28 protein-coding genes and 1 tRNA gene are annotated in these 25,886 nt (G+C 70.5%); 11 read left to right on the top strand and 18 right to left on the bottom strand.

Annotated elements, in window-relative coordinates; translation table 11 throughout:
* Positions 1–28 precede the first annotated feature (28 nt).
* Complete coding sequence (locus tag AB0F68_RS12645) at positions 29–433, top strand: YjbQ family protein (RefSeq protein WP_357335894.1); 405 nt, start codon at positions 29–31, stop codon at positions 431–433.
* Positions 434–450: 17 nt separating this feature from the next.
* On the opposite strand, the gene AB0F68_RS12640 is transcribed toward AB0F68_RS12645, so the two are convergent.
* A complete protein-coding gene (locus AB0F68_RS12640; protein WP_357335891.1) occupies positions 451–1,221 on the bottom strand; it encodes an AraC family transcriptional regulator in 771 nt (256 codons plus the stop codon).
* Positions 1,222–1,308: 87 nt separating this feature from the next.
* On the opposite strand from AB0F68_RS12640, the gene AB0F68_RS12635 reads away from it, so the two are divergent.
* Positions 1,309–2,751, top strand: coding sequence for an MFS transporter (locus AB0F68_RS12635; RefSeq protein ID WP_357335889.1), 1,443 nt, complete (start codon positions 1,309–1,311; stop codon positions 2,749–2,751).
* Positions 2,752–2,774: 23 nt separating this feature from the next.
* Here the strand turns inward: AB0F68_RS12635 and AB0F68_RS12630 are convergent, their stop codons facing one another.
* Complete coding sequence (locus tag AB0F68_RS12630) at positions 2,775–3,362, bottom strand: NADPH-dependent FMN reductase (RefSeq protein ID WP_357335887.1); 588 nt, start codon at positions 3,360–3,362, stop codon at positions 2,775–2,777.
* A gap of 93 nt (positions 3,363–3,455) precedes the next feature.
* Here AB0F68_RS12630 and AB0F68_RS12625 point away from each other — a divergent pair, with 93 nt between their 5' ends.
* From AB0F68_RS12625 to AB0F68_RS12605, 5 genes are all read left to right on the top strand, one after another.
* Entirely contained in the window at positions 3,456–3,938 is a 483-nt protein-coding gene (locus AB0F68_RS12625; RefSeq protein WP_357335884.1) for a MarR family winged helix-turn-helix transcriptional regulator, read from the top strand.
* A gap of 51 nt (positions 3,939–3,989) precedes the next feature.
* Positions 3,990–6,809 (top strand): thiamine pyrophosphate-dependent enzyme, encoded by a 2,820-nt coding sequence (locus tag AB0F68_RS12620; protein ID WP_357335882.1) that lies wholly within the window; start codon positions 3,990–3,992, stop codon positions 6,807–6,809.
* Between the two features lie 111 nt (positions 6,810–6,920).
* A complete protein-coding gene (locus AB0F68_RS12615) occupies positions 6,921–7,358 on the top strand; it encodes a DUF3052 domain-containing protein (RefSeq protein WP_357335880.1) in 438 nt (145 codons plus the stop codon).
* Positions 7,359–7,435: 77 nt separating this feature from the next.
* Positions 7,436–7,903 (top strand): peroxiredoxin, encoded by a 468-nt coding sequence (locus AB0F68_RS12610; protein WP_357335878.1) that lies wholly within the window; start codon positions 7,436–7,438, stop codon positions 7,901–7,903.
* Positions 7,904–7,981: 78 nt separating this feature from the next.
* A tRNA-Val gene (locus AB0F68_RS12605) sits at positions 7,982–8,056 on the top strand.
* Positions 8,057–8,255: 199 nt separating this feature from the next.
* Here the strand turns inward: AB0F68_RS12605 and AB0F68_RS12600 are convergent.
* The 7 genes from AB0F68_RS12600 to AB0F68_RS12570 all read right to left on the bottom strand — a co-directional run bounded on the left by AB0F68_RS12600 (position 8,256) and on the right by AB0F68_RS12570 (position 14,914).
* Entirely contained in the window at positions 8,256–8,768 is a 513-nt protein-coding gene (locus AB0F68_RS12600; RefSeq protein WP_357335876.1) for an NUDIX domain-containing protein, read from the bottom strand.
* 390 nt (positions 8,769–9,158) lie between these two features.
* Positions 9,159–10,019 (bottom strand): alpha/beta hydrolase, encoded by an 861-nt coding sequence (locus tag AB0F68_RS12595; protein ID WP_357335874.1) that lies wholly within the window; start codon positions 10,017–10,019, stop codon positions 9,159–9,161.
* Between the two features lie 905 nt (positions 10,020–10,924).
* Positions 10,925–11,407, bottom strand: coding sequence for a hypothetical protein (locus AB0F68_RS12590; protein WP_357335872.1), 483 nt, complete (start codon positions 11,405–11,407; stop codon positions 10,925–10,927).
* A gap of 12 nt (positions 11,408–11,419) precedes the next feature.
* A complete protein-coding gene (locus AB0F68_RS12585) occupies positions 11,420–12,064 on the bottom strand; it encodes a response regulator transcription factor (RefSeq protein WP_357335870.1) in 645 nt (214 codons plus the stop codon).
* 14 nt (positions 12,065–12,078) lie between these two features.
* The gene (locus AB0F68_RS12580) at positions 12,079–13,404 is read right to left on the bottom strand and encodes a sensor domain-containing protein (RefSeq protein WP_357335868.1); all 1,326 of its coding nucleotides are present in this window, start codon (positions 13,402–13,404) and stop codon (positions 12,079–12,081) included.
* A 17-nt stretch (positions 13,405–13,421) separates the two neighbouring features.
* Positions 13,422–14,192, bottom strand: coding sequence for an ABC transporter permease (locus tag AB0F68_RS12575; RefSeq protein ID WP_357335866.1), 771 nt, complete (start codon positions 14,190–14,192; stop codon positions 13,422–13,424).
* The gene (locus AB0F68_RS12570; RefSeq protein WP_357335863.1) at positions 14,189–14,914 is read right to left on the bottom strand and encodes an ATP-binding cassette domain-containing protein; all 726 of its coding nucleotides are present in this window, start codon (positions 14,912–14,914) and stop codon (positions 14,189–14,191) included. The genes AB0F68_RS12575 and AB0F68_RS12570 overlap by 4 nt, the downstream gene beginning before the upstream one ends.
* A gap of 166 nt (positions 14,915–15,080) precedes the next feature.
* Between AB0F68_RS12570 and AB0F68_RS12565 the strand changes: the two genes are divergently transcribed.
* Complete coding sequence (locus AB0F68_RS12565) at positions 15,081–15,629, top strand: GNAT family N-acetyltransferase (protein WP_357335861.1); 549 nt, start codon at positions 15,081–15,083, stop codon at positions 15,627–15,629.
* A 425-nt stretch (positions 15,630–16,054) separates the two neighbouring features.
* The gene (locus AB0F68_RS12560; protein ID WP_357335859.1) at positions 16,055–16,981 is read left to right on the top strand and encodes a hypothetical protein; all 927 of its coding nucleotides are present in this window, start codon (positions 16,055–16,057) and stop codon (positions 16,979–16,981) included.
* Between the two features lie 111 nt (positions 16,982–17,092).
* Here AB0F68_RS12560 and AB0F68_RS12555 read toward each other — a convergent pair whose 3' ends face one another.
* Positions 17,093–17,335 carry a hypothetical protein gene (locus tag AB0F68_RS12555; protein WP_357335856.1) on the bottom strand — a complete coding sequence of 81 codons (243 nt, stop codon included), beginning with the start codon at positions 17,333–17,335 and terminating at the stop codon, positions 17,093–17,095.
* Between the two features lie 212 nt (positions 17,336–17,547).
* Between AB0F68_RS12555 and AB0F68_RS12550 the strand changes: the two genes are divergently transcribed.
* On the top strand, positions 17,548–18,060 hold the full coding sequence (locus tag AB0F68_RS12550) for a hypothetical protein (protein WP_357335853.1): 513 nt from the start codon (positions 17,548–17,550) through the stop codon (positions 18,058–18,060).
* A gap of 72 nt (positions 18,061–18,132) precedes the next feature.
* Here the strand turns inward: AB0F68_RS12550 and AB0F68_RS12545 are convergent, their stop codons facing one another.
* From AB0F68_RS12545 to AB0F68_RS12530, 4 genes are all read right to left on the bottom strand, one after another.
* A complete protein-coding gene (locus AB0F68_RS12545; protein ID WP_357335851.1) occupies positions 18,133–19,362 on the bottom strand; it encodes an IS110 family transposase in 1,230 nt (409 codons plus the stop codon).
* A gap of 569 nt (positions 19,363–19,931) precedes the next feature.
* A complete protein-coding gene (locus AB0F68_RS12540) occupies positions 19,932–20,714 on the bottom strand; it encodes an ATP-grasp domain-containing protein (RefSeq protein ID WP_357335848.1) in 783 nt (260 codons plus the stop codon).
* A 284-nt stretch (positions 20,715–20,998) separates the two neighbouring features.
* Positions 20,999–21,406: a biotin/lipoyl-containing protein gene (locus tag AB0F68_RS12535; protein WP_357335846.1), complete on the bottom strand. Its 408-nt coding sequence runs from the start codon at positions 21,404–21,406 to the stop codon at positions 20,999–21,001.
* 272 nt (positions 21,407–21,678) lie between these two features.
* Positions 21,679–22,677 carry a DMT family transporter gene (locus AB0F68_RS12530; protein WP_357335842.1) on the bottom strand — a complete coding sequence of 333 codons (999 nt, stop codon included), beginning with the start codon at positions 22,675–22,677 and terminating at the stop codon, positions 21,679–21,681.
* A 72-nt stretch (positions 22,678–22,749) separates the two neighbouring features.
* On the opposite strand from AB0F68_RS12530, the gene AB0F68_RS12525 reads away from it, so the two are divergent.
* Positions 22,750–23,685 (top strand): LysR family transcriptional regulator, encoded by a 936-nt coding sequence (locus AB0F68_RS12525; RefSeq protein WP_357335839.1) that lies wholly within the window; start codon positions 22,750–22,752, stop codon positions 23,683–23,685.
* 59 nt (positions 23,686–23,744) lie between these two features.
* Here the strand turns inward: AB0F68_RS12525 and AB0F68_RS12520 are convergent, their stop codons facing one another.
* The 4 genes from AB0F68_RS12520 to AB0F68_RS12505 form a co-directional block, all read right to left on the bottom strand.
* Positions 23,745–24,287 (bottom strand): HAD domain-containing protein, encoded by a 543-nt coding sequence (locus tag AB0F68_RS12520; protein WP_357335836.1) that lies wholly within the window; start codon positions 24,285–24,287, stop codon positions 23,745–23,747.
* A 321-nt stretch (positions 24,288–24,608) separates the two neighbouring features.
* Positions 24,609–25,049 (bottom strand): MerR family transcriptional regulator, encoded by a 441-nt coding sequence (locus AB0F68_RS12515; protein WP_357335834.1) that lies wholly within the window; start codon positions 25,047–25,049, stop codon positions 24,609–24,611.
* Positions 25,046–25,402, bottom strand: a complete 357-nt coding sequence (locus tag AB0F68_RS12510; protein ID WP_357335832.1) for a hypothetical protein — start codon at positions 25,400–25,402, stop codon at positions 25,046–25,048. The genes AB0F68_RS12515 and AB0F68_RS12510 overlap by 4 nt, the downstream gene beginning before the upstream one ends.
* A 61-nt stretch (positions 25,403–25,463) precedes the next feature.
* Positions 25,464–25,871 carry an arsenate reductase ArsC gene (locus AB0F68_RS12505; protein WP_357335830.1) on the bottom strand — a complete coding sequence of 136 codons (408 nt, stop codon included), beginning with the start codon at positions 25,869–25,871 and terminating at the stop codon, positions 25,464–25,466.
* Between the last annotated feature and the right edge of the window lie 15 nt (positions 25,872–25,886).

Below are 25,886 nucleotides of genomic sequence, written 5' to 3'. Positions count from 1 at the left end.
GCCGCCGGGCTGCGGCAGAATGCGCCGTATGCGCAGTGAGGTGATCAGCGTCCAGACCGGGTCGCGGCCGGCCGTCCGGGACATCACCAGCGAGGCCGAGCGGTTCGTCGCCGGCGAAGGGGACGGCCTGCTGCACGTCTTCGTGCCGCACGCCACCGCCGGGCTGGCGATCATCGAGACCGGTTCGGGGTCGGACGACGACCTGCTGCGCGCCCTGGACGACCTGCTCCCCGGCGACGACCGCTGGCGGCACCGGCACGGCTCGCCCGGGCACGGCCGGGACCACGTGCTGCCCGCCTTCGTCCCCCCGTACGCCACCCTGCCGGTGCTCGGCGGGCGGCTCCAGCTCGGCACCTGGCAGTCGATCTGCCTGGTCGACACCAACGGCGACAACCCGAGCCGGCAGGTCCGCTTCTCGTTCCTGCCCGGCTGAGCCAGGCGGAGCGGGCGTCAGCCCAGCAGCCGGCGCAGCCGGCCCGGGGTGTGGCCCAGCTGGGCGCGGACCGTGCGGGTCAGATGGGCCTGGTCGGCGAAGCCCAGCTCGGTGGCGAGGCCGGCGAGGCTCTCTGCGCCCTCCTCGAGCCGGTCGAGGAGCCGCCCGACGCGCAGCCGGTTGCGGTAGCGGGTCAACGGCACCCCGACCCGGGCCTGGAACTGGCGGCTGAGCCGGTAGGGCGAGACCCCGAGCGCCCGGGCCAGCGGCAGCAGCCCGGCGGCCTCGGGAGCGTCGTCGTGCAGGGCGGCCCGCGCCCGCTCGACCAGCCGCCGGTCCCGCCCGCTCTCGCCCGCCGCCGGCCCGGTGGCCGCGCCGACCAGCCGGACCAGCCGCTCGGCCGCCGCGTGGTCGGGGTCGCCCGCGGCCCGCAGCAGCAGCCGGTGGGCCAGGTCCACCCGGGCGTCGACGTGCACCACGGCTGGCACCGGCCGGTCCGCGAACAGCTCCCGCCACAGCCGGGCCGACAGGTGCACCGAGGTGCAGTCGTCCCCGCCCGCCGGGTGGGCGAAGCGCTCCTCCTCGCCGGGCAGGGTCAGGTAGGCCACGGTCGGCTCGACGAACTCGGGGTCGCCGCGCCCGGCCCGGCGGAAGCCGCCCCGGCGGGTCAGCACCAGGCCGTACGCGGTGGCCGGCTCGGGCGCGGACCAGCCGGTGTGGTCGTCCCGGCACCGCACCACGCTGATCGAGAAGTCCGGGTGCGTCAGCAGCGGCACGGCGGTACGCATGCCGGTCAGGGTAGGCCGACCGGGTGACAGGACGGTCCCGCAAGGATCGACAAGACCGCCGGCCGCACCGGCCGGCAGGGTGGCGGCGTGACCGAGTCGCCCCGCCGGACCGCCGCCCTGCTCACCGTCCTGCTCACCGGGCAGGCGATGGCCTCCATGGACACCTCGATCGCGGCGGTGGCCGCGCCCGCGATCCGCGCCGACCTGGCCGGGCCGCCGGCCGTGCAGCAGCTCATGCTGGCCGGCTACACCCTCACCTTCGCCGTGCTGGTGGTCGTCGGCGCCCGGCTCGGCGCCCGGCACGGCTACCCACGGATCTTCCTGCTCGGCCTGGCCGGCTTCACCATCGCCTCGCTGGCCTGCGGCCTGTCCCCGGGACCGGTCGCGCTGGTGCTGGCCCGGGTCGCCCAGGGCGCGGCCGGCGCGCTGATGGTGCCGCAGGTGCTCGCGCTGATCCAGGCGGCGGTCCCGGCTGCGGCCCGGGCGCGGGCGATCGGGGCGTACTCGATGGTGCTGGCCCTCGGTGTGGCCGCCGGCCAGGTCCTCGGCGGGCTGCTGGTGACCCTCGACCTCGGCGGCCTGACCTGGCGGGCCGCGTTCCTGATCAACGTGCCGGTCGGCGTGCTGCTCCAGCTCGTCGGGCGGCGGGTCTTCGCCGGCCTGCCGGCCGACCCGCCCCGGCGGGAGCCGCTCGACCTGCCGGGCGTGGTGCTCCTCACTGTCGCGATGCTCACCCTGGTGCTGCCGGTGGTGCTCGGCGGGGACCTCGGCTGGCCCGGCTGGGTCCGGGCCGCCGCGGCCGGCGCCGGCGCCGTCGGGCTGCGGCTCTTCCTCGGGTACGAGGCCCGGCGCGCCCGCCGTTCGGCGGCTCCGCTGCTGGACGTGACGGTGCTGCGCCACCCCGGCGTGCTGGCCGGGCTGGTGGCCTGCTGCGCCGTGATGGGCTGCTACGCCGGCTTCCTGTTCGTGCTCACCCTGCGGCTCCAGGACGGGCTGGGCTTCACCGCGCTGGCGGCGGGACTGGCCTTCCTCCCGTACGCCGTGGGTTTCGCCCTGTGCGGCCTGGTGGTGGCGCGGCTGCCGGAGCGGGTCCGGGCGGTGCTGCCGGTCGCCGGCCCGCCGGTGCTGGCGGCGGTGGTGCTGGCGCTGGCCTGGCTCTCCGTGGCGGGCTGGCCGTGGCCGGCGGGAAGCGCGCTGCTGGTGGCCGGCGGGGCGGCGCACGCGGCGGCGTTCAGCCCGCTGGTCACCCGGCTCGCCGGCGCCCTGCCGGCCGGGGCGGCCGCGGCGCTCTCCGCACTGGTCTCCACCGGCACGCTGCTCGCCGCCGTGCTGGGGGTGACCCTGGTCGGCGGACTGCATCTCGCCCTGGCCGCGACCGGCCGGCGCGGCCCGGTGCTCGTCCTGCCCCCGGCGGTCCTGACCGCCGTTCTGCTGCTGGCCGGCGCCGTCGCCGCCCGGCGGGCCGTCCGCCCGGCGCCGGTCACCCGGCCGGTCCCGGGCGGTCCCGAGGTCGTCGGCTCGCGGCCGTGACCCGGGGCCGCCCGGGAGGCGGCTCAGACCGTGGCGGTGGCGAGCCGGGTGACCCGGATCTTGGCGGCCAGGGCCTCCAGTAGGCCGCGGAGCAAGGTCTCCGTGGTGGCGTCGTGGACCGTGCCGTCCTGGGCCAGCTTCTCGTGCGCGTTGGTCACGATGATCTCCGGCTTGGTGACGACGGCCGAGTCGGTCACGAGGAAGAGCTGCCGGAGCTGGAGCTGGGCGCGGACCGTGCCCATGCCGGTCGGGGCCGCGCCGACGATGGCCACCGGCTTGTGTGCCAGCGGCGAAACCCAGCTGGTGACCGGGAAGCTCGGCCGGGACGCCCAGTCCAGAGCGTTCTTGAGCACCCCGGGCACCCCGTAGTTGTACTCGGGGGTCGCGATGAGCAGGGCGTCTGCGGCGGCGATCCGCTCCCGCAGGTCCACCACCGCGGCCGGTGGCTCCGGCTCGACGTCCTCGTTGAACGGCGGGATGGCGGCGAGGCCGGCGTACTGCTCGATGGTCATGCCGTCGGCGGCGAGGCGCTGCGCCGCCCGGATCAGCGCGGTGTTGAACGACGCCTCGCGCAGGCTGCCGGAGAGGGCCAGGACGGAGAACTCGGACACGGGATGCCTCCAGGGACGATGCCGCACGCGACTTACGTGAGCTGCTCAACAGTAGAGCTGCTCAACAATCAGTTCGCAAGTAGGATGTGAGGCATGGCGCAATCCACCGTCCCCACCGCCGGTTCCGACGTCGGCGACCGCTCCGGCCTGGCTGGGGACGCCGTGCGCCGGATCATGCACATCGCCTCGGCCATGCGGCACTACCAGGACGAGGAGATCGCCGCCCTGGGGCTCACCCCGGCCGCCGCCCGCGCCCTGCACGAGCTGGACCCCGACCACCCGCTGCCCGCCCGTGACCTCGCCGAGCAGTTGCGCTGCGACCGCTCCAACGTCACCGGGCTGGTCGACAAGCTGGAGCAGGCGGGGCTGGTGGAACGGCGGGTCGACCCGGCCGACCGGCGGCAGAAGACCCTCGTGGTCACCGCGGAGGGGCGGCGGGTCCGGGACCGGGTCCGGCGGGTGATGTCCGACTCCCGACTCCTCGGCGGGCTCACCACCGGCGAGCTGGCCACCCTGCGTGAGCTGGTCTGGAAGGTCTCCGACGGCGGCTGCCCGGAGCGGTGCGGGGAGGACTGAGCCCGGCCGGGCGGTCCGTGTCCGACTGGGCGAGGTGGGCTCCGGTCGGTAATGCTGTCCGACGTGACCACCCCGCAAGAGCTCGACGACCGGTTCCGGGCCGCCCTGACCGCGCTCGGCGCCCCCGCCCAGCGGCGGGACCTGGGTGAACCGCTGCCCGGCGGCGCGCCGCTGACCGGGGCGCAGGCGCTCGCCGTGTTCGACGCCCAGCTGACCAGCCGGCTGCTCGACCTCGCCGGACGCTGGCTGCGCAGCTTCGGCGAGGGGTACTACACGATCGGCTCCGCCGGCCACGAGGGCAACGCCGCGGTGGCCGCCGCGCTGCGGCCGACCGACCCCGCCCTGCTGCACTACCGCTCCGGGGCCTTCTACTGCCTGCGTGCCGCCCAGGCAGCGGGCGCCGTCCCGGCCGGCGCGGCGGTCCCGGACGCCGACGATTCCGACGGCCCGGCCGCCCTGATCCCCGACCCGCGCACCCCGGGCGACGACGGCGCGAACGCCGGGCGCGAGTTCGTCGATGCGGTGCCCGAGCCCGGGCAGGTGACCGACATCGTGGCCGCCGGCCCCGCGGCAGAACCGTCCGACCCCGGTGCGGCCCTGTCCGACCCCGGTGCCGCTCTTTCCGACCCCGGTGCGACCTCGTCCGACGTCGGTGCCGACCCGTCTGGCGCCGGAGCGGACCCCTCCGGCGCCGCCTCGGACCCGTCGGGCGCCGGGTCCGGCCCGGATGCGGAGGGCGGGTCGGGTGCGGCGACGCCGACGGACGGTCCGGCTGCGGCATCACCGGTCGACGGAAGCGGAGCGCCGGGCGGATCCCTCCGGACCGGTGCCGAGGACGAGACGGCGAGCTTGCCGGCCGGAGCCGGGGTGGCCGTGGACGCAGCCGGCGCGGCGACGGCCGGCGTACCCGAACTGCCCCTGCCCGACCCCGACGACGCCTACGCGGCCGCGGCCCGCGACGTGCTGCGCGGAATGGTCGCCTCCGCCGCGGAGCCGATCGCCGGGGGCCGGCACAAGGTCTTCGGCCGGGCCGACCTCGCGGTCATCCCGACCACCTCCACCATCGCCTCGCACCTGCCCCGGGCCGTCGGCATGGGGCTCGCGCTGGAACGGCTGCGCCGCGGCGGCCGGCCGGCCGACGGGGACGCCGCGCCCTGGCCGCCGGACGCCATCGTGGTCTGCTCGTTCGGCGACGCCTCGGTCAACCACGCCACCGCCACGGCGGCGTTCAACACCGCCGGCTGGTACGACCACGCCGGGCTGCGCATCCCGGTCCTCTTCGTCTGCGAGGACAACGGGCTCGGAATCAGCGTGCGGTCACCGCGGGGCTGGGTGGCCGCGACCCTGCGGGCCAGGCCGGGAATCCGCTACTTCGCCGCCGACGGCACGGACGTGGCCGAGGCGTACCGGGTGGCGGAGGAGGCGGCGGCCTGGGTACGCCGGCACCGGCGGCCGGCCGTGCTGCACCTCGGCACCGTACGGCTGATGGGGCACGCCGGCGCGGACGCGGAGACCGCGTACCGGAGCCCGGCGGAGATCGCCGCGGACCTGGCGCGGGACCCGCTGCTGGCCACCGCCCGGCGGCTGGTCGAGGCCGGCTACGCCACCGGCGAGGAGCTGCTGGCCCGCTACGACGAGCGCGGCTGGCAGATCCGCCGGCTCGCCGAGGAGGTGCTCGACGAGCCGAAGCTGACCTCCCCGGTCGACGTCGTCGCCGAGCTGGCCCCGCGCCGGCCGGTCCGCATCTCGCGGGCGGTCGCCGACGCGGCGACCCGGGCGGCCGGCCCGGCCGCCGGCGCCCGGGCCGAGGCGTTCGCCGGCAAGCTGCCGGAACTGGCCGGGCCGCTGACCCTGGCGCAGAGCATCAACGCGGCCCTGGCCGACGGGATGCTCGACCACCCCGGAATGGCCGTCTTCGGTGAGGACGTGGCCGCCAAGGGCGGCGTGTACGGGGTGACCAAGGGGCTGCAGACCAAATTCGGGGCGGCGCGGGTGTTCGACACCCTGCTCGACGAGACCTCGATCCTGGGGCTGGCGCTGGGCGCGGGCGTGGCCGGGATGCTGCCGGTGCCGGAGATCCAGTACCTGGCGTACCTGCACAACGCCGAGGACCAGCTCCGGGGCGAGGCGGCGACCATGCGGTTCTTCTCGCGGGGGGCGTTCCGCAACCCGATGGTGGTGCGGGTGGCCGGGCTGGCCTACCAGGAGGGGTTCGGCGGGCACTTCCACAACGACAACTCGGTGGCCGTGCTCCGCGACGTGCCGGGGCTGGTCATCGCGGTGCCGGCCCGGCCGGACGACGCCGCGCCGATGCTGCGTACCTGCCTGGCCGCCGCCGCGGTGGACGGCGCGGTCAGCGTCTTCCTGGAGCCGATCGCGCTCTACCACACCCGCGACCTCTACACCGAGGGCGACGGCGAGTGGCTGGCCGAGTACGCCGAGCCCGGCGCCTGGGCCACCCGCCACGTGCCGATCGGCCGCGCCCGGGTGTACGGGGTCGGCTCGGCCGAGGACCTGACCATCATCACTTTCGGTAACGGCGTCCGGATGTCGCTGCGGGCGGCGGCCACGCTGGCCGACGAGGGGATCGGCAGCCGGGTGGTGGACCTGCGCTGGCTGGCCCCGCTGCCGGTGGCGGACATCATCCGGGAGGCCTCGGCCACCGGTCGGGTGCTGGTCGTCGACGAGACCCGCCGCTCGGGTGGGGTGGGCGAGGGCGTGATCGCCGCGCTGGTCGACGCCGGGTACGTCGGCACGGCGCGCCGAGTCGCCGGGCTTGACTCGTTTGTACCATTAGGTCCGGCGGCACGTCAGGTTCTGGTCTCCGAGGAAGCCATTACCGAGGGTGCCCGTACGCTGCTGGCACGGTAAATTCCGTTGCACCCGGTGCGCCACTTGCGCGGGGAGCCACAACTGTGTGGACTGGGCCCGACGGCGTCGGACGACGTCACGAGCAGGGATGAGATGAGGAGGCACGCGACATTGAGCGCGACCGCTGGTCAGGCCGCCGACGGGGTACGCAGCCTGGCGGACCGGTTCGGGATCGAGCCGGGGATGGTCGTCATGGAGATGGGCTACGACGACGACGTCGACCAGGATCTCCGGGACGCCCTGACCGACCGCAGTGGAGAACTGGTCGACGAGGACACCGACGAGGTGGTCGACGCGGTTCTCGTCTGGTACCGCGACGGCGACGGCGACCTCTTCGAGCTCCTCGTCGACGCCCTCGGACCGCTCGCCGACAACGGCGTGGTCTGGCTCCTGACGCCCAAGGCCGGCCGGGACGGTCACGTCGAGCCGAGCGAGGTCGCGGAGAGCGCGCAGACCGCCGGCCTCCAGCAGACCTCCACCATCAACGCGGGCCGCGACTGGAGCGGCGCCCGCCTCGTGCTCCGGCGCGGATCCAAGGGCAAGAAGTAGGGCGGCGTCGCGCCCGGCGGCCGGCGCCGCCGGGTGTGGCAGGCTGATCATCTCCAGACCCGATCCGAGGAGTTCCCATGCCCATCGAGGTTGGCGCCGAGGCGCCGGACTTCGTGCTCAAGGACCAGAACAACCAGGAGGTCCGGCTCTCCGACTTCCGTGGCCGGCGCACCGTGCTGCTGGTCTTCTACCCGCTCGCCTTCACCGGCATCTGCCAGGGCGAGCTGTGCGAGGTGCGGGACAACCTCAACGAGTACGTCAACGACGACGTCCAGGTGCTGACGGTCAGCGTCGACTCGGTCTACGCGCACAAGATCTGGGCCGACCGGGAGGGCTACCAGTTCCCGCTGCTCGCCGACTTCTGGCCGCACGGCGCGGTGGCCCAGGCGTACGGCGTCTTCAACGACGTCGCGGGCATCGCCAACCGGGGCACCTTCGTCATCGACCGGGCCGGCGTGGTCCGCTTCGCCGAGATGAACATGCCCGGCGAGGCGCGGGACCAGCAGGGCTGGCGCAAGGCCCTCGCCGAGACCGTCGCCGCCTGATCCACCCGGGCACGTCGTTCGACCGGGTCGGAGGACGGCAGGTAAGCTTGCCCCTCCGGCCCGCCGTACGGGCGTTCCGGGCGCGTAGCTCAGTGGGAGAGCACTCGCCTTACAAGCGAGGGGTCGCAGGTTCGAAACCTGCCGCGCCCACCACCAGGTGAACAGGCGAATCCGCCCGCGCCCGAGCAACTTGCCGGGGCGGGCGGAGTGCCTGACATCCAAGCCTGACATCAGTTGCTCGGATCGAACGCCTCACCCAGCTCCCGCAGGGCCTCCGACTGTTCGGCCATTCCGCCTCCACCGGCAACAATCTGGTCGAACAGGCGTACGAGCCGGCCGGCTGCCGGCGTGTCTAATCCCACCTGATGCTTGACGAATCCGTCCCAGCACATCCACGACAGTCGGCCTTGGTTCCTCGGTCGTCCTGGTTACGGTCGGTGACATCTGAGTGCCTGCGGGCGCACTCGAACTCAGGCAGAGAACGAACCATTGCCGCCAGGACGCCATGCACGAGGGGAAGGCCGCCCAGCTCGCTGATCCCGACCCATGCGATGTCGTCATGCTCGTCGGGCGCGCGGTTGGTCGGAGAGCCAACCCAGTCTCCAATTTGCCAGACGCCCACGTGCACGGCGTCCTCACCACTGCCGGCATGCAAGACGCCCAACCGTGATACGGACTCCGCCACAATGTGAACACCGAGCTCCTCGTGCATCTCACGCGCGAGGGCTTGTAGTTCCGACTCACCCGCTTCGACTTGCCCCCCGGGCAGATCCCAGACATCTGGGTATGCCCGTTTGGTCGGCCTGCGGTGTACTAGCAGGACCGCGCCGTTTTCAACGAGTGCGCCTGTGACGACGACATGCATGACGGGAGTAGAGCAGAGGGATAGGACAAGCTCGCTCCAGCCATAGGGGACGCCCAGACGCCCAAATCTGCCGCGATCCGATCGCTACGGGCGTGACGGCCTATCGCCGACGGTTCGGCCATGCCGCGATGCGCGCCCGTGTCGCGGACCGTGAAGGCGCCCGCGGCGTCCTCTGAGGATCATGTCGGCCATCAGGTGGGACGTGAGTGTCAAGCATGTCCCGTGATAGGACACCGGCCGGCAGCCGGCGTGTCTAGCTCCACTTGATCCGTGACAGCTCCGGCTCGACGATCTCGCTGGTGTCAGGCTCCTGATTCGGTGTAGCCGGACGCGAGTTCGTTCATCGCTTGGCGGGGTGCCGGCCCTATCGCACGCCCTGCCTGCCGGGTCCTAGCCACCCTTGACCCACGTCAGCATCTCCCGCCAGTGGGCAGGAGACGGTGTGTGAGCGGCGTTCTCACCGATGCGGACCTTAGCGTCGGGCATCCGTCCGGCGATTAGTGGCGCGTCGGCAACAGCTCTGCCGGGGTCGTGTCGACCAGCCCAAATGAGGACGCGGCAGGGTACGTCTCGAAGGTGGAATCCCCACGGACGAATGTCTGTGGCCAGCCAGTCGCTGACCAGGCCGGCGGCGCCTTGGCGGGCGCCTTCGAGGTTGGACTCCTCACTTGGCTGCATCCAGGTGTCCTGGCCAGTCGCAAGCAGTTCTCGGTGCTGTTTGAGGGGGTCTTCCGCGTACCAGGCGGCAGCGCGAGTCACGTAGGGGCGGCCGAGTCCCGGGATGTTGCAAACCGTCCACGCTTGAAGCCGCTGCCAGCCCCGTACCGTCCGCAACTCCCGGTACGGGCCGGTGAAACCGGCGGCGACGACGCCGGTAAGGCGATGCGGGAACCGGGCACCACAGGCCACAGCGTACGGTGCGCCACCGGAGAATCCGACCACTCCGAAACGCTCGATTCCCAGAGATGCCATCAGCGCACCGACCGCATCGGCGACGCCGAGCAGCGTTGGCCGCCGGACAGGTGTCGACCGACCGTATCCAGGCCGGTCCACCGTCATCAGGCGAACGCCCACCAACGCCGCGTCGTCCGGGCGGCTGAGCCGAGAACCTGGCGTGCCATGCAGGTACACCACGGGCACCCCGGCCGAATCGCCGTACTCCGCCCAACCCAGAACCCGATTGTCCGGTAGTGCGAAATCCATGTCGCTCCTCCGCTTCCAGCAGGAAACCGCGGTCGCCTCCACCAGCACTCGGCCGAGTGTCACGCATCATGTGACGCCAACCCGTCACGGATCAAGCGGAGTACGACAGCCGGCGAGCCGGTAGCCGGCTCCGGCCCCGGGAGCCGGGTCCGTGCCGGGCGAGGTTGGGCCAACTGCGCCACCCGTGGCGGTGTCCGCCGGGGGCGCGGTCCGTGACACGAGAGCGACTCAGGCTGCTCCGGCAGCGCCCGTATGAGCCGTCAAGGCCCGCTTGACGTGGCGGGCCGGGCGGCGGCCCGCACCCCGGGAGGACGGGTCGGCGGCTGAGACGGAGCTGCCTACTTCACCCTATGCATCGGCTGACCGGTCAAGGCGCTGTAGCCGACAGTTACTAAGATCATGACGCCGGCGACTGCGAAAGCTACGCCCATCACCCGTTCCAGCAGGATGAAGCGCGCTAGACGCGCCTCGTGCGGGACGTCGGGTAGCCAGCGCCATGGCGGGGCCCGCCGTAGCACGCTCGCGGTGGACATCGATCGCCGCACGTGCGACTCCGTCACCCCGTGAAAGTTGGTGGCCAGGGCGACGCCTACGAGGCTCACAGCCGGGCCGATGACGACAGCCGCCACGACACGCCAGGTCTCCATCTGACCCCTCCCGGTGTGGTTACCGGATCTTAGTTGGCCACCCCGGCAATTGGGGACCAGCGAGTGCAGCCGGTGACAGCAGCATCTCGGGCTCGGGGCACAGCGCACCTGAACAGCAAGATCCCATTGTGTGCGTAGATCATCATCGTGGCATCCATGTGTGAGTGACCTGCGATGGCGCATGCGGATCGATCCGGAACATCAAACGACGGCCGCCGGCACCTGCTTGTCGATGCTGGCGGCTAGGGGCTGACAGCAGCCGAGCGTTTGAATCCGCATCCCCCCGACGGGGGTCTTTCGCACTGCCTACCCCACGTCCTCGGGCAGATCTCCGATGCGGAGTTGCACCAGGCCGTCGTCGTTCCACTCCTCTCGGGATTGAGCTGGCGGGAGTTCGATACCCGCGACACCGGCAGGGGACGAGAACTCCTGCCGGAGACGGCCGATGAGTTCGGCCGCCTGCTCCAGCGTCTGGGCGGAGTTGTCGAGGTCGTCCAGGCTGAGGCCCAGCACGGTGGCGCCTTCACTGGTGACCGTGATGATGGCCTGGTAGTGGTCGCGAGCTCGGACGTAGAGCGAGAAGCCGCTGCCAGCGTTTGCACTTCGGCTGAGGCCCCGGAGGGCTTCGGCATCCCCACTGTGGGGCGATCCCGTGACGTAGGTCCGCAGAAACGGGTGCAGCCGCTCGTCGCCGGGATCATCGACGGCGACGTACCGGTCGACAAAGGCCCTGAACACATCCGGCTCGCAGCCGGGGACCCATACATACACGTCAAGGCAGGGCGGCATGATCGAAGGCTGTTAGCCGCTGACGTGGCGGAGGACGGCCAGGACCCGGCGGTTGTCGCTGTCCGAGGACGGCAGACCGAGTTTCGCGAAGATGTTCGCCACGTGCTTCTCCACGACTCCAGGGGTGATGACAAGAGCCGCCGCGATCCCGGCGTTGGATCGTCCCTCGGCCATCAGCGAAAGCACCTCACGCTCCCGGGGGGTCAGCGACGCCACGCCGGCCGTGTCCCGCCCGGCCCGCATCAGGTGGCCGACCACCTCCGGATCCAGTGCGGTGCCACCGGATGCCACCCGGGTCAGCGCGTCCACAAAATCGGCGACGTCGGCGACGCGGTCCTTGAGCAGATATCCGACGCCGGTCGGCCGATCGGCGAGCAGGCGGGTCGCGTACCGGGTCTCCACGTACTGGGAGAACACCAGCACACCGACGTCGGGATGGTCGCGTCGGATGTCGATCGCGGCGCGCAGTCCCTCGTCGGTGTGCGTAGGTGGCATCCGGATGTCGATGATGGCTACATCCGGTACGACGGCGGCAATCGCGGACCGCAACGCATCCGCGTCGGCTACCGCTGCGCACACCTCGAATCCGCGGTCGGTGAGCAGCCGGACCAGCCCTTCGCGCATCATCGCGGCATCCTCCGCGATCACCACCCGCATGTCGTCGCCTCCGTTCACACGTGTGTGGGCAGCTCGACCTCGACCCGGGTCGGACCGCCGGTCGGACTGTGTACGCGCATTCGGCCGTCCACGACGGCGATGCGGCGGGCCAGGCCGGACAGGCCGGGGCCGTCCGGGTTCGCCCCGCCGATGCCGTCGTCCTCGGCGGTCAACGTCAGGCGCTCGCCGGATCGGACGACGCTGAGCCCGATACGCGTCGCCCGGCTGTGTTTGGCCGCGTTCGCGAGCAGCTCGGAGGCGCAGAAGTAGGCGATGGTCTCGATCGCGGGCGCCGGGCGGTCGGGCAGCTCGACGTGCACCCCGACCGGGATGGCGCTGCTCGTCGCGAGCGTCGCCAGCGCGTCGCCGAGACCGTTGTCGAGGACCGGCGGGTGGATCCCGCGCACCAGGTCGCGCAGGTCGGCGAGGGCGTCCTTCGCTCCGCGGTGGGCGAGCGCGACCAGTTCGCGGGCCTGTGCGAGGTCGGGTGGCGGACCGTCGGCACCGAGCTTCTCGGTCGCCATGCCGAGGTTCATGGCCAGCGTGGCCAGCCGGATCTGCGCGCCGTCGTGCAGGTCCCGTTCCAGCCTGCGCATCATCGCGGCCGCGTCGTCGATCGCCTGGGCCCGGGTGACCTGCAGTTCGCGTACCCGCTCGGCGAGCCGACGCGGACCGAGCAGCCGTCGCATCGCGGCAACGTCCAGTGCCGTACCGGCTCGCATCAACCACGGTGCGACCAGCAGCATGGCGAGGCCGGCCGCGGCGATGAGGAACGCTCCGGCGAACGTCCGCGCACCGATGGCGCCGAACGGCGTCAGCGCCCACACCGGTCCGAGGCTCGTTCCGGCCGGGTGGTTGCGGAACAGCGGCCACCACACCGGGTAGCTGAGGTTGACCAGGCCGAACACGTAGCAGAACGCGCCGTAGCCCTCGGGGATGGCCAGTGGCACCTTGAGCAGGCCGTACCCGACGGCGCGCCAGCCTGATGCGTCGGAGACCACGGCGCTGATCCGCCTCGAGAGCCGGGGCGGCGCGGCGTCCACGTGCACGTCGAGCAGACGGTCGGCGAGTGAGCGGTGCACGGCTCCCATCGCGCGCCCGATCGGGGCGGCCAGCACGACCAGGAGCGCGACGGTGAGCGGAAGCAGGACCAGGAACAGCGGCGCGACGGTAGGTGCGGGCTCCTGGGACATGGCTCCGGTCGCCCAGAGGACGAGGGCTCCCAGGGCCAGCGGGATCGCCGGTGCGCTCAGGATCGCGGCCGCACTGACCACGCCGGCGAGGCAGAACACCGCCCGGCGCAGGGCCAGTGTGGTGAACGGAGCGCGCAGCGCGGTCATCAGCCCATTGTCGCCGGTCACGCGTCGCGATAGCGGAGCAGCACTGCGCCGCACAGAATCGCCACCGCCGCGTATCCGCACATCAGCAGCACGCTGATCCAGCCTGCGAACAGCCCGGGTACGGGCGAGGTCACCGCGATCGAGTTGAGCAGCATGAGCAGCGGGACGAAGCGGCCGACGGCGATTCCGCTCTCGCCGAACAGGCCGGCCACGATCATCGGGACGAACATCAGACCGAACAGGGTGCCGATCGCGGCGCCCGAGTGCCGCACGATCGTCCCGATGCCGACCCCGATCAGCGCGATGGCGCCCAGATATACGCCGGTCAGCAGGACCGCGCGCAGGATCGCCGGGTCCCCGAGGGAGGCGGCCGGGATGGGGGTGCCGCGGATCGCGAGCTGCCCGCTCAGATAGCCGGCGAAGCTCGCGACCAGGCCGACGGTGAGAGCTGTGCCGCCGCACACGGCGACCTTCGCGGCCAGGACGGTCCGACGCCGCGGGACGGCGGCCAACGTCGAGCGGATCATCGCGGTGCCGTATTCGCCGGTCACCATCAGGACGCCGAGCGCTCCGAGGAGCAGCTGGGCCAGAATGGCGCCGCCGAGGCTGTTGTTCAGGATCTGGGCGGCGGTGGCGACCGGGGTGTGCGATCGGTAGCCGAGTCCCACCCCGGCCCCGGCCCCGGCCATCGAGACCACCGCCGCGATCCCCAGCCACCACGTCGACCGGACGCTGCGCAGCTTGATCCGCTCCATCCGGGCCGCGTGCCGGAATCCGTAGCCGTTCATGACGCTCCCATACTGCGATAGTCGGTGGCCTGCGAGGTGAGCCGGAAGAACGCGTCCTCCAGGTTGTCGTAACCGGCGGCGAGTTCGGCGACGGTCGTCTCGGCCAGCAGCCGGCCACGGCCGATCACCACCAGCCGGTCCGCGGTCAGCGCCATCTCGGCGATGAGGTGGCTGGACACGAACACCGTCCGGCCTTCGGCGGCGAGTCCGCGCAGCAGGTCCCGGATCCAGCGGATGCCCTCCGGATCCAGTCCGTTGACCGGCTCGTCGAGCAGGAGGACGCCCGGGTCGCCGAGCAGAGCCACAGCGACGCCGAGCCGCTGGCGCATGCCGAGCGAGTACGTACCGGCACGCCTCGTTGCCGCGTCGGACAGACCGACGATGCGCAGCACCTGCTCGACCCGGGAACCGGGGATGTCGTTGCTCGCGGCCAGTGCGGCCAGGTGCGCACGGGCGCTGCGGCCGGGATGGAACGCCCCCGCATCGAGGAGCGCTCCGACCGTCTTCAACGGCCAGTTCAGGTCCGGGTACCGGACGCCGCCGATCAGTGCCTGGCCATGGTCCGGGGTGTCCAGGCCGAGGATCATCCGCATCGTCGTCGACTTGCCGGATCCGTTGGGGCCGAGGAAGCCGGTCACCACCCCCGGCTGGACCCGGACGCTCAGCCCGTCGACGGCGACCCGGCCGCCATAACGTTTGGTCAGCTCACGTAGTTCGATCACACAATCGACGCTAGGCAGCGCCGTCAGCGGTCGGAAGCCGGAAACCATCCGACTCCGCCTGGGGGTTTTCCACCCCATCGCGGTCACGACCCGGTATGCGTCAGCCTCGGGCACGCGGGTGACACGTCCGGCGGGAAGCTGCTCAGGAGGCGGTTAGTCTGCGCGCATGGCAGACCTGGGACCCGTCGCTTGGCCGCCTGCCCCGATCAGAATCGAGCGGCTCGTGCTCCGTGAGTCCGAGGCCCGGGACCGTGCGGCGTTCGTCGACTTGTTCGCCTCGCCAGAGGTGGGCACCTATCTCGGTGGCGCTCGGCCCCGTCACGAACTCGAGCGCGAGACGGCTGAGGTGCCGTTGCGGCGTCCTGGCCTCTTTGTGGTCGACCTCGACGGCGCGATGATCGGCATGGTCACGCTCGAGCGGCGCAAAGTAGGTCCTCCGGCTCGAGTCCGTCCGGAGTCGGGGAAGGTCGACCTCGGCTACCTGTTCCTGCCGGAGGCATGGGGATGCGGGTACGCCGCCGAGGCATGCGCGGCGGCCCTCGCCTGGTTCGCCGGCACGCTTCCCGGCGAGCCGGTGGTGCTCTGCACCCAGACCGCCAATGACAGGTCGATGCGCCTTGCGACGAAGCTGGGGTTCACCGAGGTGGAGCGGTTCGAAAAGTACGGCGCCGAGCAGTGGTTCGGGGTGTGGTCCTCAGTCACGCCGTCCGGTTGAGCCGTGGGTCGACTGCTTGCACCGCCGATCAGCCCATACCGCTGTTCCGTCACGCTGATCTCGACCAGCACTCGGCGGAGTGTCACGCAGGTTCTGATACCGATCCCTCACGCAGATCCTGAGACCCTACAGCCGGCTGCCGGCGAGGTTGGCGCTCCTATTTTTCGCAAGTAGCTGGATCGTGATTTTCACCAGCCGTCGTGTGGGGCGGCCGCTAGGTCGCCCTTCGACCTTGGCTCGGAGCGAGGCGAATGCCGCTCGCGCTCGACGTTTGCGGCTTGGGCCCACAGGTGCAAGGCGCCGTCGAGGATCCGCGCCAACGCGTAACAGGCAGCTTGTGGCTCTCGGGCGAGGTCGTCTGCGATGTTGGCGACGTCCGCGTCCTCGTCGTGGATCCATGCCTCGACCAGATCAGGGGCTGCTAGGTGACGGTGACGGTAGTGCTGTCGGTCGCTAAGCACCCCTGCTCAGTGGTCGGGGCGGTCCGCGGTTGCCTCCGGCGCGCCAGTAGCTCCGATGGCGACGATCAGGTCTGGCTGTGGTGCGGCCTGGGCGGGCGGTGCGATCTGGGGCGTGGTCCGGAGCCGGGATGCGAGAAGATCGTGCCCATGGCTGGGGACTGGCTGGTTCGCTACCGCGCCGGCGAGCGCGGGCAGGTGTGGGATGAGCTGGCGCAGCTCGGCGATGCGGTCCGGGAGCCTGATGCGCTGGAGGAGGTGCAGCTCGTCTGCGACGAGATGGCTCGACGCGCGCGGCATAACGTCGAGGTGATCGTGGAGCGGTTGATTCGTGACGGGTATCGGTTCCACGCCAACGACGATGAGCAGACTCCGCGGATACCGCATATCCCGCCGACTCCTGCGGCCGTCGAGTATGCCGCCTGGCTGGAGGAGCGGTTCGGTCCGGTGCCACTCACGCTGCTGTCGTGGGTACGTAATGTCGGGGATGTCTGGCTCGTCGGTACACACCCGGACTGGCCGCTGTCTGCGTCGGCTGATCCGCTGGTGATCCAGGTCGAGGGCTCGCACTATTCTCGCTCGTCTATGCGTTTCCACTATGAGTATGCATGGGAGCAGTGGCGCGATCGGAGTGCAGACGATCCCGATCCCGGGCCGTTCCAGCTGGACCTGGCGCCGGACTGGTACCACAAGGACAACGTCAGCGGCGGTGGTCCGTACGGCATGGTGGTGCCTGATGCTCATGCCGACGGGCTGTTCGTCGCGGAGACGACGATGCCGTTCGTGCAGTACCTCAACTGGGTCTTCCCCCGCGGAGGGTTCCCATACCTGACCGGTTCGAGCGACGCGCTGCAGATCACGGACGCCCTCGCCGAGGATCTCCTTCCGCTGTGAGACCGGTGGTCGGCCTCGCATGCCCAGTGCCGGGCTTGGCGGGCTCCAGTTGATCCGTGACGGATTGGTATCGGATGTTGGGCGTCAAGTCCGGCCAGACGATTTTCGGGCTCAGTTGGTGGTGGGTGTCGCGACCCACCAGTTCGGTCTTTGTTCCCGCCAGGTCAGCTGGCCGCTGAAGTTCCAGTGCCGGCGGAGGTGGTCGATGAGGTCCTGTTGCGCGACCTCGATGGGCGCGTCGGGTGGCGTGTCCGGTAGGTCGCCGCAGCCGATGGCTTCGGGTGTCTCCAGGACGGAAATGCGCCACCGCTGCGGCGTCCGGTAGAGCAGTACCTCCTTGACGGCCCCGTTCATGGCGAGTGCTCCCTGTCTGTTGCTCGTGGCGGTTCCGGTCTGCGGACGGCCCCGCCGTAGGGCGGCGCACGCATGTGCCTGAGCCGTTGTCATCCAAGAACGCAACTGCTAGCTTCACCGTGATCTTGCTCTACGGCCGTGGCCAAGGAGTATCTGCCCTGATCTCTGGAGTCTCGATGGAGCTTCGCCGCCGTCGTCCCCACCTCTTCTGGATGGCCTTCTTCCTCGTGGGTGGCCTCGTCACCATCGGGGCTGCCCAAAACGGATGGCAGCTGAGAGTCCTAGTCGTGCCGTTAGGCTCGGGAGCTCTGCTTGTTGTCGGCCTGATCATGGTGCTGGGCGCTCTTGCCGGTCTTGCCAGTACCTTCCGTCCCGCGCCAATTGCGCTGGATGAGTCGGGACTGCGGCTGCGCGTGGCAGGCATCGACCGGTCCGTACCGTGGGCGTCGGTTGACGCTTTGATACTTGAGCCGTACCAGGGGAACTTGGACAGTACCGGCCCGGCGCGGCTGCTGTTGGTACCGTCGGCGGACGCCGATTTGGGCACGGTGGCTGAGTATCAGAACAAGGTCGACGGCCGGCCCTCCATCATCCTGCTGCCGCTGGACTCGCTCCGCGCATCACAAGACCAAGTGATTCACGTGCTCGCCACATACGCAGGACAGCGGTTCCTCAACGGGGTCTCGTCCGCGATGGAGACGGAGTCTTTCGGTAGTCCGGCCTGAACTGAGACAAGCCGGCAGTCAGCCCTGTTACTGGCCGCAGCAACGGTGACAGACATCCCATGAGCTTTGGAGTCAAGCAGCGGTCTTCTGGTCGTGCTGTTCGCGGTGTTGCCAGGCGGTGGTCTCGTCGTAGAGGGTGCCGGTTTTGAGGCAGCCGTGGAGGATGCCGACGAGGCGGTTGCCGAGTTGGCGTAGGGCGGCGTGGTGGCTGATGCCGCGGTGGCGTTGCTGGTCGTAGTAGGCGCGGGCGCCAGCCGAGGCGATGAGGGCGGCGAAGGCTTGCCGGCCGAGGGCGTCGATGAGCCGGTCGTTGTGCACGTAACGGGCCAGGACGATCTTCTTCTTCCCGGATTGGCGGGTGATGGGGCTGGTGCCGGCGTAGTTGCGGCGGGCTTTGGCGTCGGCGTAGCGGGTGGGGTCGTCGCCGAATTCGGCTAGCACCCGGGCGCCGAGGATTCGGCCCAGGCCGGGTTGGCTGAGGTAGATCTCAGCGTCCGGGTGCTGCCCAAAATGCGCTTCGACCTGCTCCTCCATCGCCTTGATCTGTGTCTGCAGGGTGGTCAGGATCGCCACCTGGGCGCGGACGGTGGCGGCGTAAGCCGCGGTGACCACCGGCGGCTGGCCCAGCTGCTTAGCCCGTAGCACGGCCTGCAGCTTCTCAGCCTTGGCAGGCACATCGCGGCGGCGGGCGCGTTTGAGCGCGGCGGTGATCTGCGCGGTTGTCAGCCGAGCCGCCGTGGCGGGGTGCGGGGCCTTGCCCAGCAGGTCCAAGGTGTCTGCGGCGGCCAGGTCGTCGAAGGCGGCCAGCGCGGCGGGGAAGAACTCCCGCAGCGTCTGCCGCAGCCGCAACGTGTGGCGGGTGCGTTCCCAGATCAGCGTCTGATGTGCCCGGGTCACCACCTTGACCGCGTCTGCCGTGGCGGTGTCGCCGGCGACCGGGCGCAGTTGATGCCGGTCGGTGCGCACCATGTCGGCCAAGGCGTGGGCGTCACCGGCGTCGCTCTTGGCCCCCGACACCCCGTGCCGATCCCGATAGCGGGCCGCCTGCAGCGGGTTGATCGCATAGATCTGGTAGCCGGCGGCAATCAGCGCCTGCACCCATGGACCCCGGTCCGTTTCTATGCCGATCACCACCTGGGTCGGCTCATCGTCCTCGCCCAGATGCTCTCCGATCAGCCCGTGCAGGCGGGCGATCCCGGCGATCCCCTCCTCAAGCCTGGCCCTGCCCAACCTCCGGCCCGCCTCGTCCTGCACCTCCACGTCATGATGGTCCTCAGCCCAGTCGTCTCCTACGAACAGCACGCCATCCCTCCCGCCAGTTCCACAGTCGAGCGAACTGCCTGGCAGCGTCCGGGAGAAATTCCGCGAGCTAATGAACAAGTGCTCACGCCAACCGGGCGGGCACGACATCCCATCAGCGGTCTCGTCTCCCGACCACCAGCAGGGGCACGATCTGTCACTAGGACTGCCAACGCGTCCTGCAACCGCGAGTGCTCACCCGCCAGCGGCTACCGGATCCGAGTCTGCCGCAACCGACCCGGCAACTCTCATTAGCAACAGGGCTGGACAGTGAGAGTCGAACCGGCCGCTGTCCTGGTCTTTACCTTCGCCTTCCTCCTGGGCTGGATCCCGGAAGACCTGGCCAACGTTCTCATCGGGGTCTGCTTGCTTTCATCGATGTACATGGCGCAACCTCGGCACGAGGGCGTCGCTGATCGTGCATGACATCGCCGCGACGAGGAGGAAGCAGCAGAAAGGTCGCGAACGCGATGACAGCCGCCGACAATTCGACGTGGTTGGGGAGGCAAGGTCTTGCAGGAGCGGACAGGCGACGGCGACAAACGACAGCCGCTGGCACCCCATGTCCGTCTTCACACCGAAGTGGTCTGAGGGGCTAGTTCGGGTCGCTGAGGCCGCCGGATGAATGGTCGGTCGCGGGTGCTGACCGAAGCCGTTGGGCTGGTCGCTCGGAGGACGACATCGAGGACCAGGTCTGGGTCCGCTACGTAGGCGCCACTGGCCCACGCGGCATTTGCCTCGATCACGGCCCAGTAGCCGTCGACCAGTCCTACGTCTACGACGATGGCGGAGGGCAGCGTGTGCCCATATCCGGCGAGGAGGTCGGTGCCGAAGGCTAGCGCGTCGACCGACGGAGGGCCGAGGTGCAATCGGCCATGGTCGGCGTACTGGCTGCCTGCGTAGACCGCACCGTCGAGCAGGTGTAGCCGGTACTCGGCGGTGAAGTCGACGATGTCGCTGACGAGCACTGGAGCCTGGCGGTCGACAGCATCCGGGCCTGGCAGGCGGGATCCATCGGTGTAGATCATCGCCGGGATGGTCTTGTCGTTGGGCGACTTGATGAACGCTGGTCGCCGGAGTTCGTAGGCTTCCCCGATGGGGACCAGGGTGATCTCTCGGCGGGTGAGTTCACGGGGAAGCCCGGTCAGCCAGCCAGGTTCAGCTTCCAGGGGCGCGATCCCGAGCAGCGGGGCGACGACATCGGCGAAGCTAGGTCCCGCATGAAGGTGATCAGCACGCATCCCGGCGGGTACTTCGAACGTGGGGAGCTGGACGCTGCGTAGACCGCGTCGGTGAGCCGCGTCGCGCAAGCTCTGAGCCGAGGCCGTCAGGCGCGGCGGCAGGACGAGTGTCACGACCGATGATCCTGCCCCATTAGACCGCCACGGTTACAGCGGTTATCAGGCGTTCCGGTACGGCGGGCGACGGAGCGTACGGGTAGTTGTCGGCAGCTGCGGCGACAGCAACGGGCCGGGACGAGGACAGCCGCCAGCGGGTCGGCATGGACAACCGCCCGAGGTCGCGAATGCGGACGGACTCCACCAGACGAAACGCCCAGTACTTACAAGCGAGGGGCCAAGGCGGCGGGCGGCCGGCTCCCTACTGGTCGACGAGGACCACCTCGCGAGGGTGTACCGCTTCAGGACTCGGTCTGCTGCTCGGCCACCGCTGACGGACACACGGCGAGCAGCGGATATCCGACCGGAACCTCATCACCCTCGCGAACGTAAACAGCCGCTACCGTGCCAGCGGCGGTCGCCGGGATTTCTGTATCGACCTTGTCGGTCGATACTTCCGCCGCCACGTCACCAACCTGCACCTGGTCGCCCACGCGCTTCATGATCCGGGCAACTGTTGCGGCCGTTACTCCCTTGCCCAATTGAGGCATCTCGACCGCCACTGTGTCCCTGGGCACCTCTGGCCAAGCCGATGCTTCCACAGCGGCTCGCGCCAGCCGACGCCTGCGAGCATCAACTGCTAGGCCGATCACCACCGCGAGGCCGACCAGTGGCGCAGCGATGTTCCACGCCTCATGCACCAGCCTCACGCCGCAGATTATGGCTGATTCCTCGCATTCGCTGGCGTTTCAGCGAGGGCGCCCTGCTCTGCTGGCGGCCTCCGGATTCGGCCGCTCGACGAGGACCAGCTCCAAGCCGCCCACCAGGCCGCTAGACGCGGACCGGTGACGACCAGCGAAGACCCACCGACGCCGAGTGTCTACGCAGCTCACCGCATCATGACGGACCAGTCTGTACGCGGGCCGACCCGTTGAGCAGTGTCAGGCGGCGGTGTGCGGCCGCGGCGTGCCAACGCCTCGGTCTACGGCGCCACTGCCGTCGGTTCGCCGAGTCCGTCGCGTGCCGGGGCCAGCGCCTCGTGCGCGGTGCGGTCGGGGTGGGCGGGCCGTCGGCCTTGGTCCTGCTTTCCGGTCCTGGCCGGTCGGACCTGGAGGACGGCGACGGAGGACAGCACCAGGACTCCACCGACGAGTTGCGCCGGGGTCAGGGTTTCGCCGAGGGCGAGTGCGGCCAGTGCGGTGGTGACCACCGGTTCGAAGGTCGACATGATGGCGGCGGTCGACGGGCCGGTCCGTTTCAGGCCGGCGAAGAAGGCGAGCATCGCCAGGACGGTGGAGACCAAGGCGATGCAGGCCAGCCAGAACCATCCCGACGACCGGAAGCCGAGGTCGACCCCGCCGGTGAACACGGCGCGTGCGCCGAGGGTTCCCGCGGCCCCGGTCATCACCAGCGCGGACAGCACCACGGGCGGCAGCCGGTGCACGACGGTGTCGGCGACGAGGATGTAGACGGTGTAGGTGATCGCGGAGCCGAAGGCCAGCAGCGCCCCGAGCGGGTGGAAGCTCAGCCCGCCGGCACCGAGCAGGACCAGCAGCGTCCCGCCCGACGCGGCCAGCAGCGCGGCGGATCGCCCTGGTGTCAGCCGGTCCCAGCCCAGCAGCACCGCCGCCACGGTGACCAGGACCGGGTAGGTGTAGAGGATCAGGGACAACAGCGAGGCGTCCATCAGTTGCAGGGCCGAGAAGAACAGGCTCGCCTGAGCCGCGTACCCGACGGCGCCCAAAGCGATGGCGATGGCCAGTACCCGGCCGAGCCCGGCCGGTGCGCCTCGCTGTGGACCCGGTTCCGCTCGTCGTAGGCCCGGCCGCAGGAGCAGGACCGTCCCCAGCAGCGCGGCCGCCAGGCTGAAGCGCACCAGCAGCAGAGCCGCCGGTGAGACACCCGCGTCGTAGGCGAGCTTGCCGAAGATCGCCATTGCGCCGAAGCACGCCGCGGAGACAAGACACAGTGCCGGACCCATGCGTCGAGCATCGATCACCTGACTCATCAGGTCCAGCGATGATTGGTGGAGATGACTCATTAGGATTTCCGTATGGTCGCCTGGGATCTTCGCCGCCTCCGCTTCCTCCGGGAGTTCGAGGAGCGGGGCACCCTGGGAGCGGTCGCCGCCGCTCTGGGCTACAGCCCGTCGACGGTTTCCCAGCAGTTGGCCCTCCTGGAGCGGGAGGCCGGTACCCGGTTGTTCGAGAAGGCCGGACGCGGCGTGCGGCTCACCGACGCCGGGCGACTACTGGCCCAGCACGCGCGCGTGCTGCTGTCGGCGGCCGAGGCGGCAGAAGCGGACCTGGCGGCCCTGAGCGGCGACATCCGGGGCACCGTGCGAGCCGGCGGCCTTCAATCGGCGGCTCGCCGCCTGCTGGTGCCCGCCGTGGCCCGCCTGATGGCCGACCACCCACAGGTACGCGTGGAGATCTTCGAACTCGAACTCGAACAGGCACTACCAGGCCTGCGGCTGGGCGCGGTCGACCTGGTGATCGGCGACGAGTACGACGGCCACCCCCGGCCCCGGCCCGCAGGGCTTCGCTTCGCCGTCCTGCACGAGGAACCGCTGAAGGTGGTGCTGCCGGCAGCACATCCGCTGGCGGAGACGGGAGGACCGGTTGCGATCGCCATGCTGCGATCCGACGTCTGGGCGGCCTCCGACGAGGGCACCGGCCATCACGCCATGGTGGTCGGAACCTGCCGGTCCCTCGGCGGCTACGAGCCCGACCTACGGCACCGCTCCAGCGACGCCGACGTACAACTGGAGCTCGTCCGCGTCGCGGCGGCCGTCGCGCTGATGCCGGCCTTGACCCTGCCGGACGACGATCCCGCTCTCGCGGTCCGCGACGTTGCCGAAGCCGCCCTCCGGCGCCGCCTGGTCGTGGTCACGCGAGACACCCCGCCGGCTCCAGCCCTGACCACCCTCCTGGAAGCCGTGACCGATCAGGCACGCATGATCAACCGAGATGCCTCGCCAACCACGTAGAGATCCTCCTCCGGGCAGGGACGCCGGTCCGTCACAGCGTCTGGTCTTACGAGAGCTGCTCACGCGATTTGGTCGGGCAGGGCGTGCGTGGCAAGCCAGCGCCCGATGGCGGCGAAGTCCGGGTCGGAAAGTCCTACGCGTGGGTCAACGCGGTGGAGAAGTGCGTGTCCGGGGTGGTTGGCGGCTACCCAGGCCCGGTCAGCGTCGCTGATCTCGTCGTCGACCCACACGAAGGGTCGCCCGGCCGCCCACGCGACCAGGGTCGTGGTCTTCCAGTGCAGCCGACGGATCGGCTGCTCCTCGTCGCCCTCCGGCCAGTCGACAACCGGTAGTTCCGGCAGGCCGATTCTGGGCGCCACTTCTTCGTTGGCATCGGCCATCCACGTGGTGGCCCAGACCAGCTCGCACCCGAGCGTGCTGAGCCGCTCACCGTGCATCGGATCGAGCCTGGACAGCAGGGGGTTGGCCGCCTCCTCAGGGTGGCCGGTGGCTTCGGCCCTGGTTGCACGCCCTTCGGAGTCGTTCGGCGGCTCCCCACCAATTAGAATGAGTGGTCCATCCACGTCGAGGAAGAGCAAGGGGCGCCCGGAGTCAGCGGTCACCGTCGCACGATAGCGATCTCGGCCCCGCGGACGGTCTCGGCCGACCACGTGGAAGCTTGAACACTCGAATCCATACCCCACGGTCATGGCGCTGGAGCGTTGGCGGATGCACCTGCAGGTCCAACAGGAGTCGTACCCGATGGGGCCGTGTGAGGGGATGGCACGATTCGTGGCCGGCCAGAGCACCCAGCCCGCGGGCCGTCGACACCGACACGTTCCGCAGCGGCCGCATTGACGATCTGCGGATCGACTGGTGGGCGCCGCCCACCTCCTGATCAGAACGTCCAGGCCGCTGGCCGCAGGAGCAGGCGGCGCCGCCGGTCAGCGCTGCCCGAGACGGTCGTTCCCCTCGGCGAGTTCGGCGAACGGCAGGGGGCAGCAGGAACTGCCGGCGCAGGCGACGAGGCCGGCGGAGATGGCGGTGCGCAGGGTGTCGCGGATGACGGTCAGGTCGGCCAGCTTCTGTTCCACCTCGACCAGCTTCTCTCTGACCCGTGCCGGTAGGCCGGTGTCTGTTCGGCTGCCGTGCCGGTGTCGGCCGGTGTCGAGCAGGTCGGCGACCTCGTTGAGGGTGAAACCGAGGCGTTGCGCGGTCTTGATCACTCGCAGCAGGGTGACCGACTCGGCCGGGTAGAGCCGGTGCCCGCCCGGGGACCGCTGCGGAGCGGCGAGCAGGCCGCGTCGCTCGTAGTAGCGCAGGGTCTGCAGGTTCACGCCGGCCGCGTCGGCGAGCTGGCCGCTGCGCAGCTCTGCTGCGGTCATCGCTGGTCCCGAGCTGACGCGGCGCGCTCGGCGAGGCCGTCGAGCACGTCGACGTGTGCCGCCGGTACCCGCACCTCCAACGTCAGCGCATCCGGCCCTGACCGGGAAAGGTCGAAAGCGAAGAACGAGCAGCAGGACGACTCACGGGCCGTCAGGTCCCGCGCCGTCTCCTCAACCTGCGCAGCACCGGCAAGGTGCAACCGCAGGTGGTGCGGCGACAACCGATCGACGCCCCGCACCGCGTCGCGAAAGAATTGATCGAATTCGGCGAGGCGCAGCGGTCGTTCCGCTGTCGGCAAGGTGCAGGCATCCGGCACCCAGGCGCTGTCGGTCGTGATGTGTTCGTCGCTCATATCAAGGACGGTAAGCCTGTACCTAGGTGTCGGATGCAAGCTCCGGGTGCGGTGGAGCTGCTCAGAGGTGTGGGCGGAGCTGGTCGACGAGGTGCTCGACCCGGGCGCGGATGTCGTCCCGGACCTGGCGTACGACGTCGAGGGGTTGCCCGGCGGGGTCGGTGAGCTTCCAGTCCTCGTAGCGCTTGCCGGGGAAGACGGGGCAGGCGTCGCCGCAGCCCATGGTGATGATGACGTCGCTGGTTTCGGCGGTGTCCCAGGTGAGCCGGGCCGGGGTCTGCCCCGTCATGTCGATGCCGACCTCTCGCATGGCTTCGACGGCGACGGGGTTGATCTGGTCGGCGGGTTCGCTGCCGGCGGAGCGGACCTCGACGGTGTCGCCGGCGAGGTGGCGCAGCCAGCCGGCGGCCATCTGGGAGCGGCCGGCGTTGTGGACGCAGACGAACAGGACGGTCGGCTTGTCGCTCATCGCGGATCTTCCTGT

The sequence above is a fragment of the Micromonospora sp. NPDC023966 genome, assembly GCF_040639095.1.
Taxonomy (GTDB): Bacteria; Actinomycetota; Actinomycetes; order Mycobacteriales; family Micromonosporaceae; genus Micromonospora.
This window is presented reverse-complemented; position numbering and strand designations above follow the sequence as displayed.

Coding starts and splice junctions, on each gene's coding strand:
- AB0F68_RS12645 (WP_357335894.1), top strand. CDS start 29: ATGCGCAGTGAGGTGATCAGCGTCCAGACCGGGTCGCGGCCGGCCGTC.
- AB0F68_RS12640 (WP_357335891.1), bottom strand. CDS start 1,221: ATGCGTACCGCCGTGCCGCTGCTGACGCACCCGGACTTCTCGATCAGC.
- AB0F68_RS12625 (WP_357335884.1), top strand. CDS start 3,456: ATGGCGCAATCCACCGTCCCCACCGCCGGTTCCGACGTCGGCGACCGC.
- AB0F68_RS12620 (WP_357335882.1), top strand. CDS start 3,990: ATGCTGTCCGACGTGACCACCCCGCAAGAGCTCGACGACCGGTTCCGG.
- AB0F68_RS12610 (WP_357335878.1), top strand. CDS start 7,436: ATGCCCATCGAGGTTGGCGCCGAGGCGCCGGACTTCGTGCTCAAGGAC.
- AB0F68_RS12600 (WP_357335876.1), bottom strand. CDS start 8,768: ATGCATGTCGTCGTCACAGGCGCACTCGTTGAAAACGGCGCGGTCCTG.
- AB0F68_RS12590 (WP_357335872.1), bottom strand. CDS start 11,407: ATGCCGCCCTGCCTTGACGTGTATGTATGGGTCCCCGGCTGCGAGCCG.
- AB0F68_RS12585 (WP_357335870.1), bottom strand. CDS start 12,064: ATGCGGGTGGTGATCGCGGAGGATGCCGCGATGATGCGCGAAGGGCTG.
- AB0F68_RS12580 (WP_357335868.1), bottom strand. CDS start 13,404: ATGACCGCGCTGCGCGCTCCGTTCACCACACTGGCCCTGCGCCGGGCG.
- AB0F68_RS12575 (WP_357335866.1), bottom strand. CDS start 14,192: ATGAACGGCTACGGATTCCGGCACGCGGCCCGGATGGAGCGGATCAAG.
- AB0F68_RS12565 (WP_357335861.1), top strand. CDS start 15,081: ATGGCAGACCTGGGACCCGTCGCTTGGCCGCCTGCCCCGATCAGAATC.
- AB0F68_RS12555 (WP_357335856.1), bottom strand. CDS start 17,335: ATGAACGGGGCCGTCAAGGAGGTACTGCTCTACCGGACGCCGCAGCGG.
- AB0F68_RS12550 (WP_357335853.1), top strand. CDS start 17,548: ATGGCCTTCTTCCTCGTGGGTGGCCTCGTCACCATCGGGGCTGCCCAA.
- AB0F68_RS12530 (WP_357335842.1), bottom strand. CDS start 22,677: ATGGGTCCGGCACTGTGTCTTGTCTCCGCGGCGTGCTTCGGCGCAATG.
- AB0F68_RS12525 (WP_357335839.1), top strand. CDS start 22,750: ATGGTCGCCTGGGATCTTCGCCGCCTCCGCTTCCTCCGGGAGTTCGAG.
- AB0F68_RS12515 (WP_357335834.1), bottom strand. CDS start 25,049: ATGACCGCAGCAGAGCTGCGCAGCGGCCAGCTCGCCGACGCGGCCGGC.
- AB0F68_RS12510 (WP_357335832.1), bottom strand. CDS start 25,402: ATGAGCGACGAACACATCACGACCGACAGCGCCTGGGTGCCGGATGCC.
- AB0F68_RS12505 (WP_357335830.1), bottom strand. CDS start 25,871: ATGAGCGACAAGCCGACCGTCCTGTTCGTCTGCGTCCACAACGCCGGC.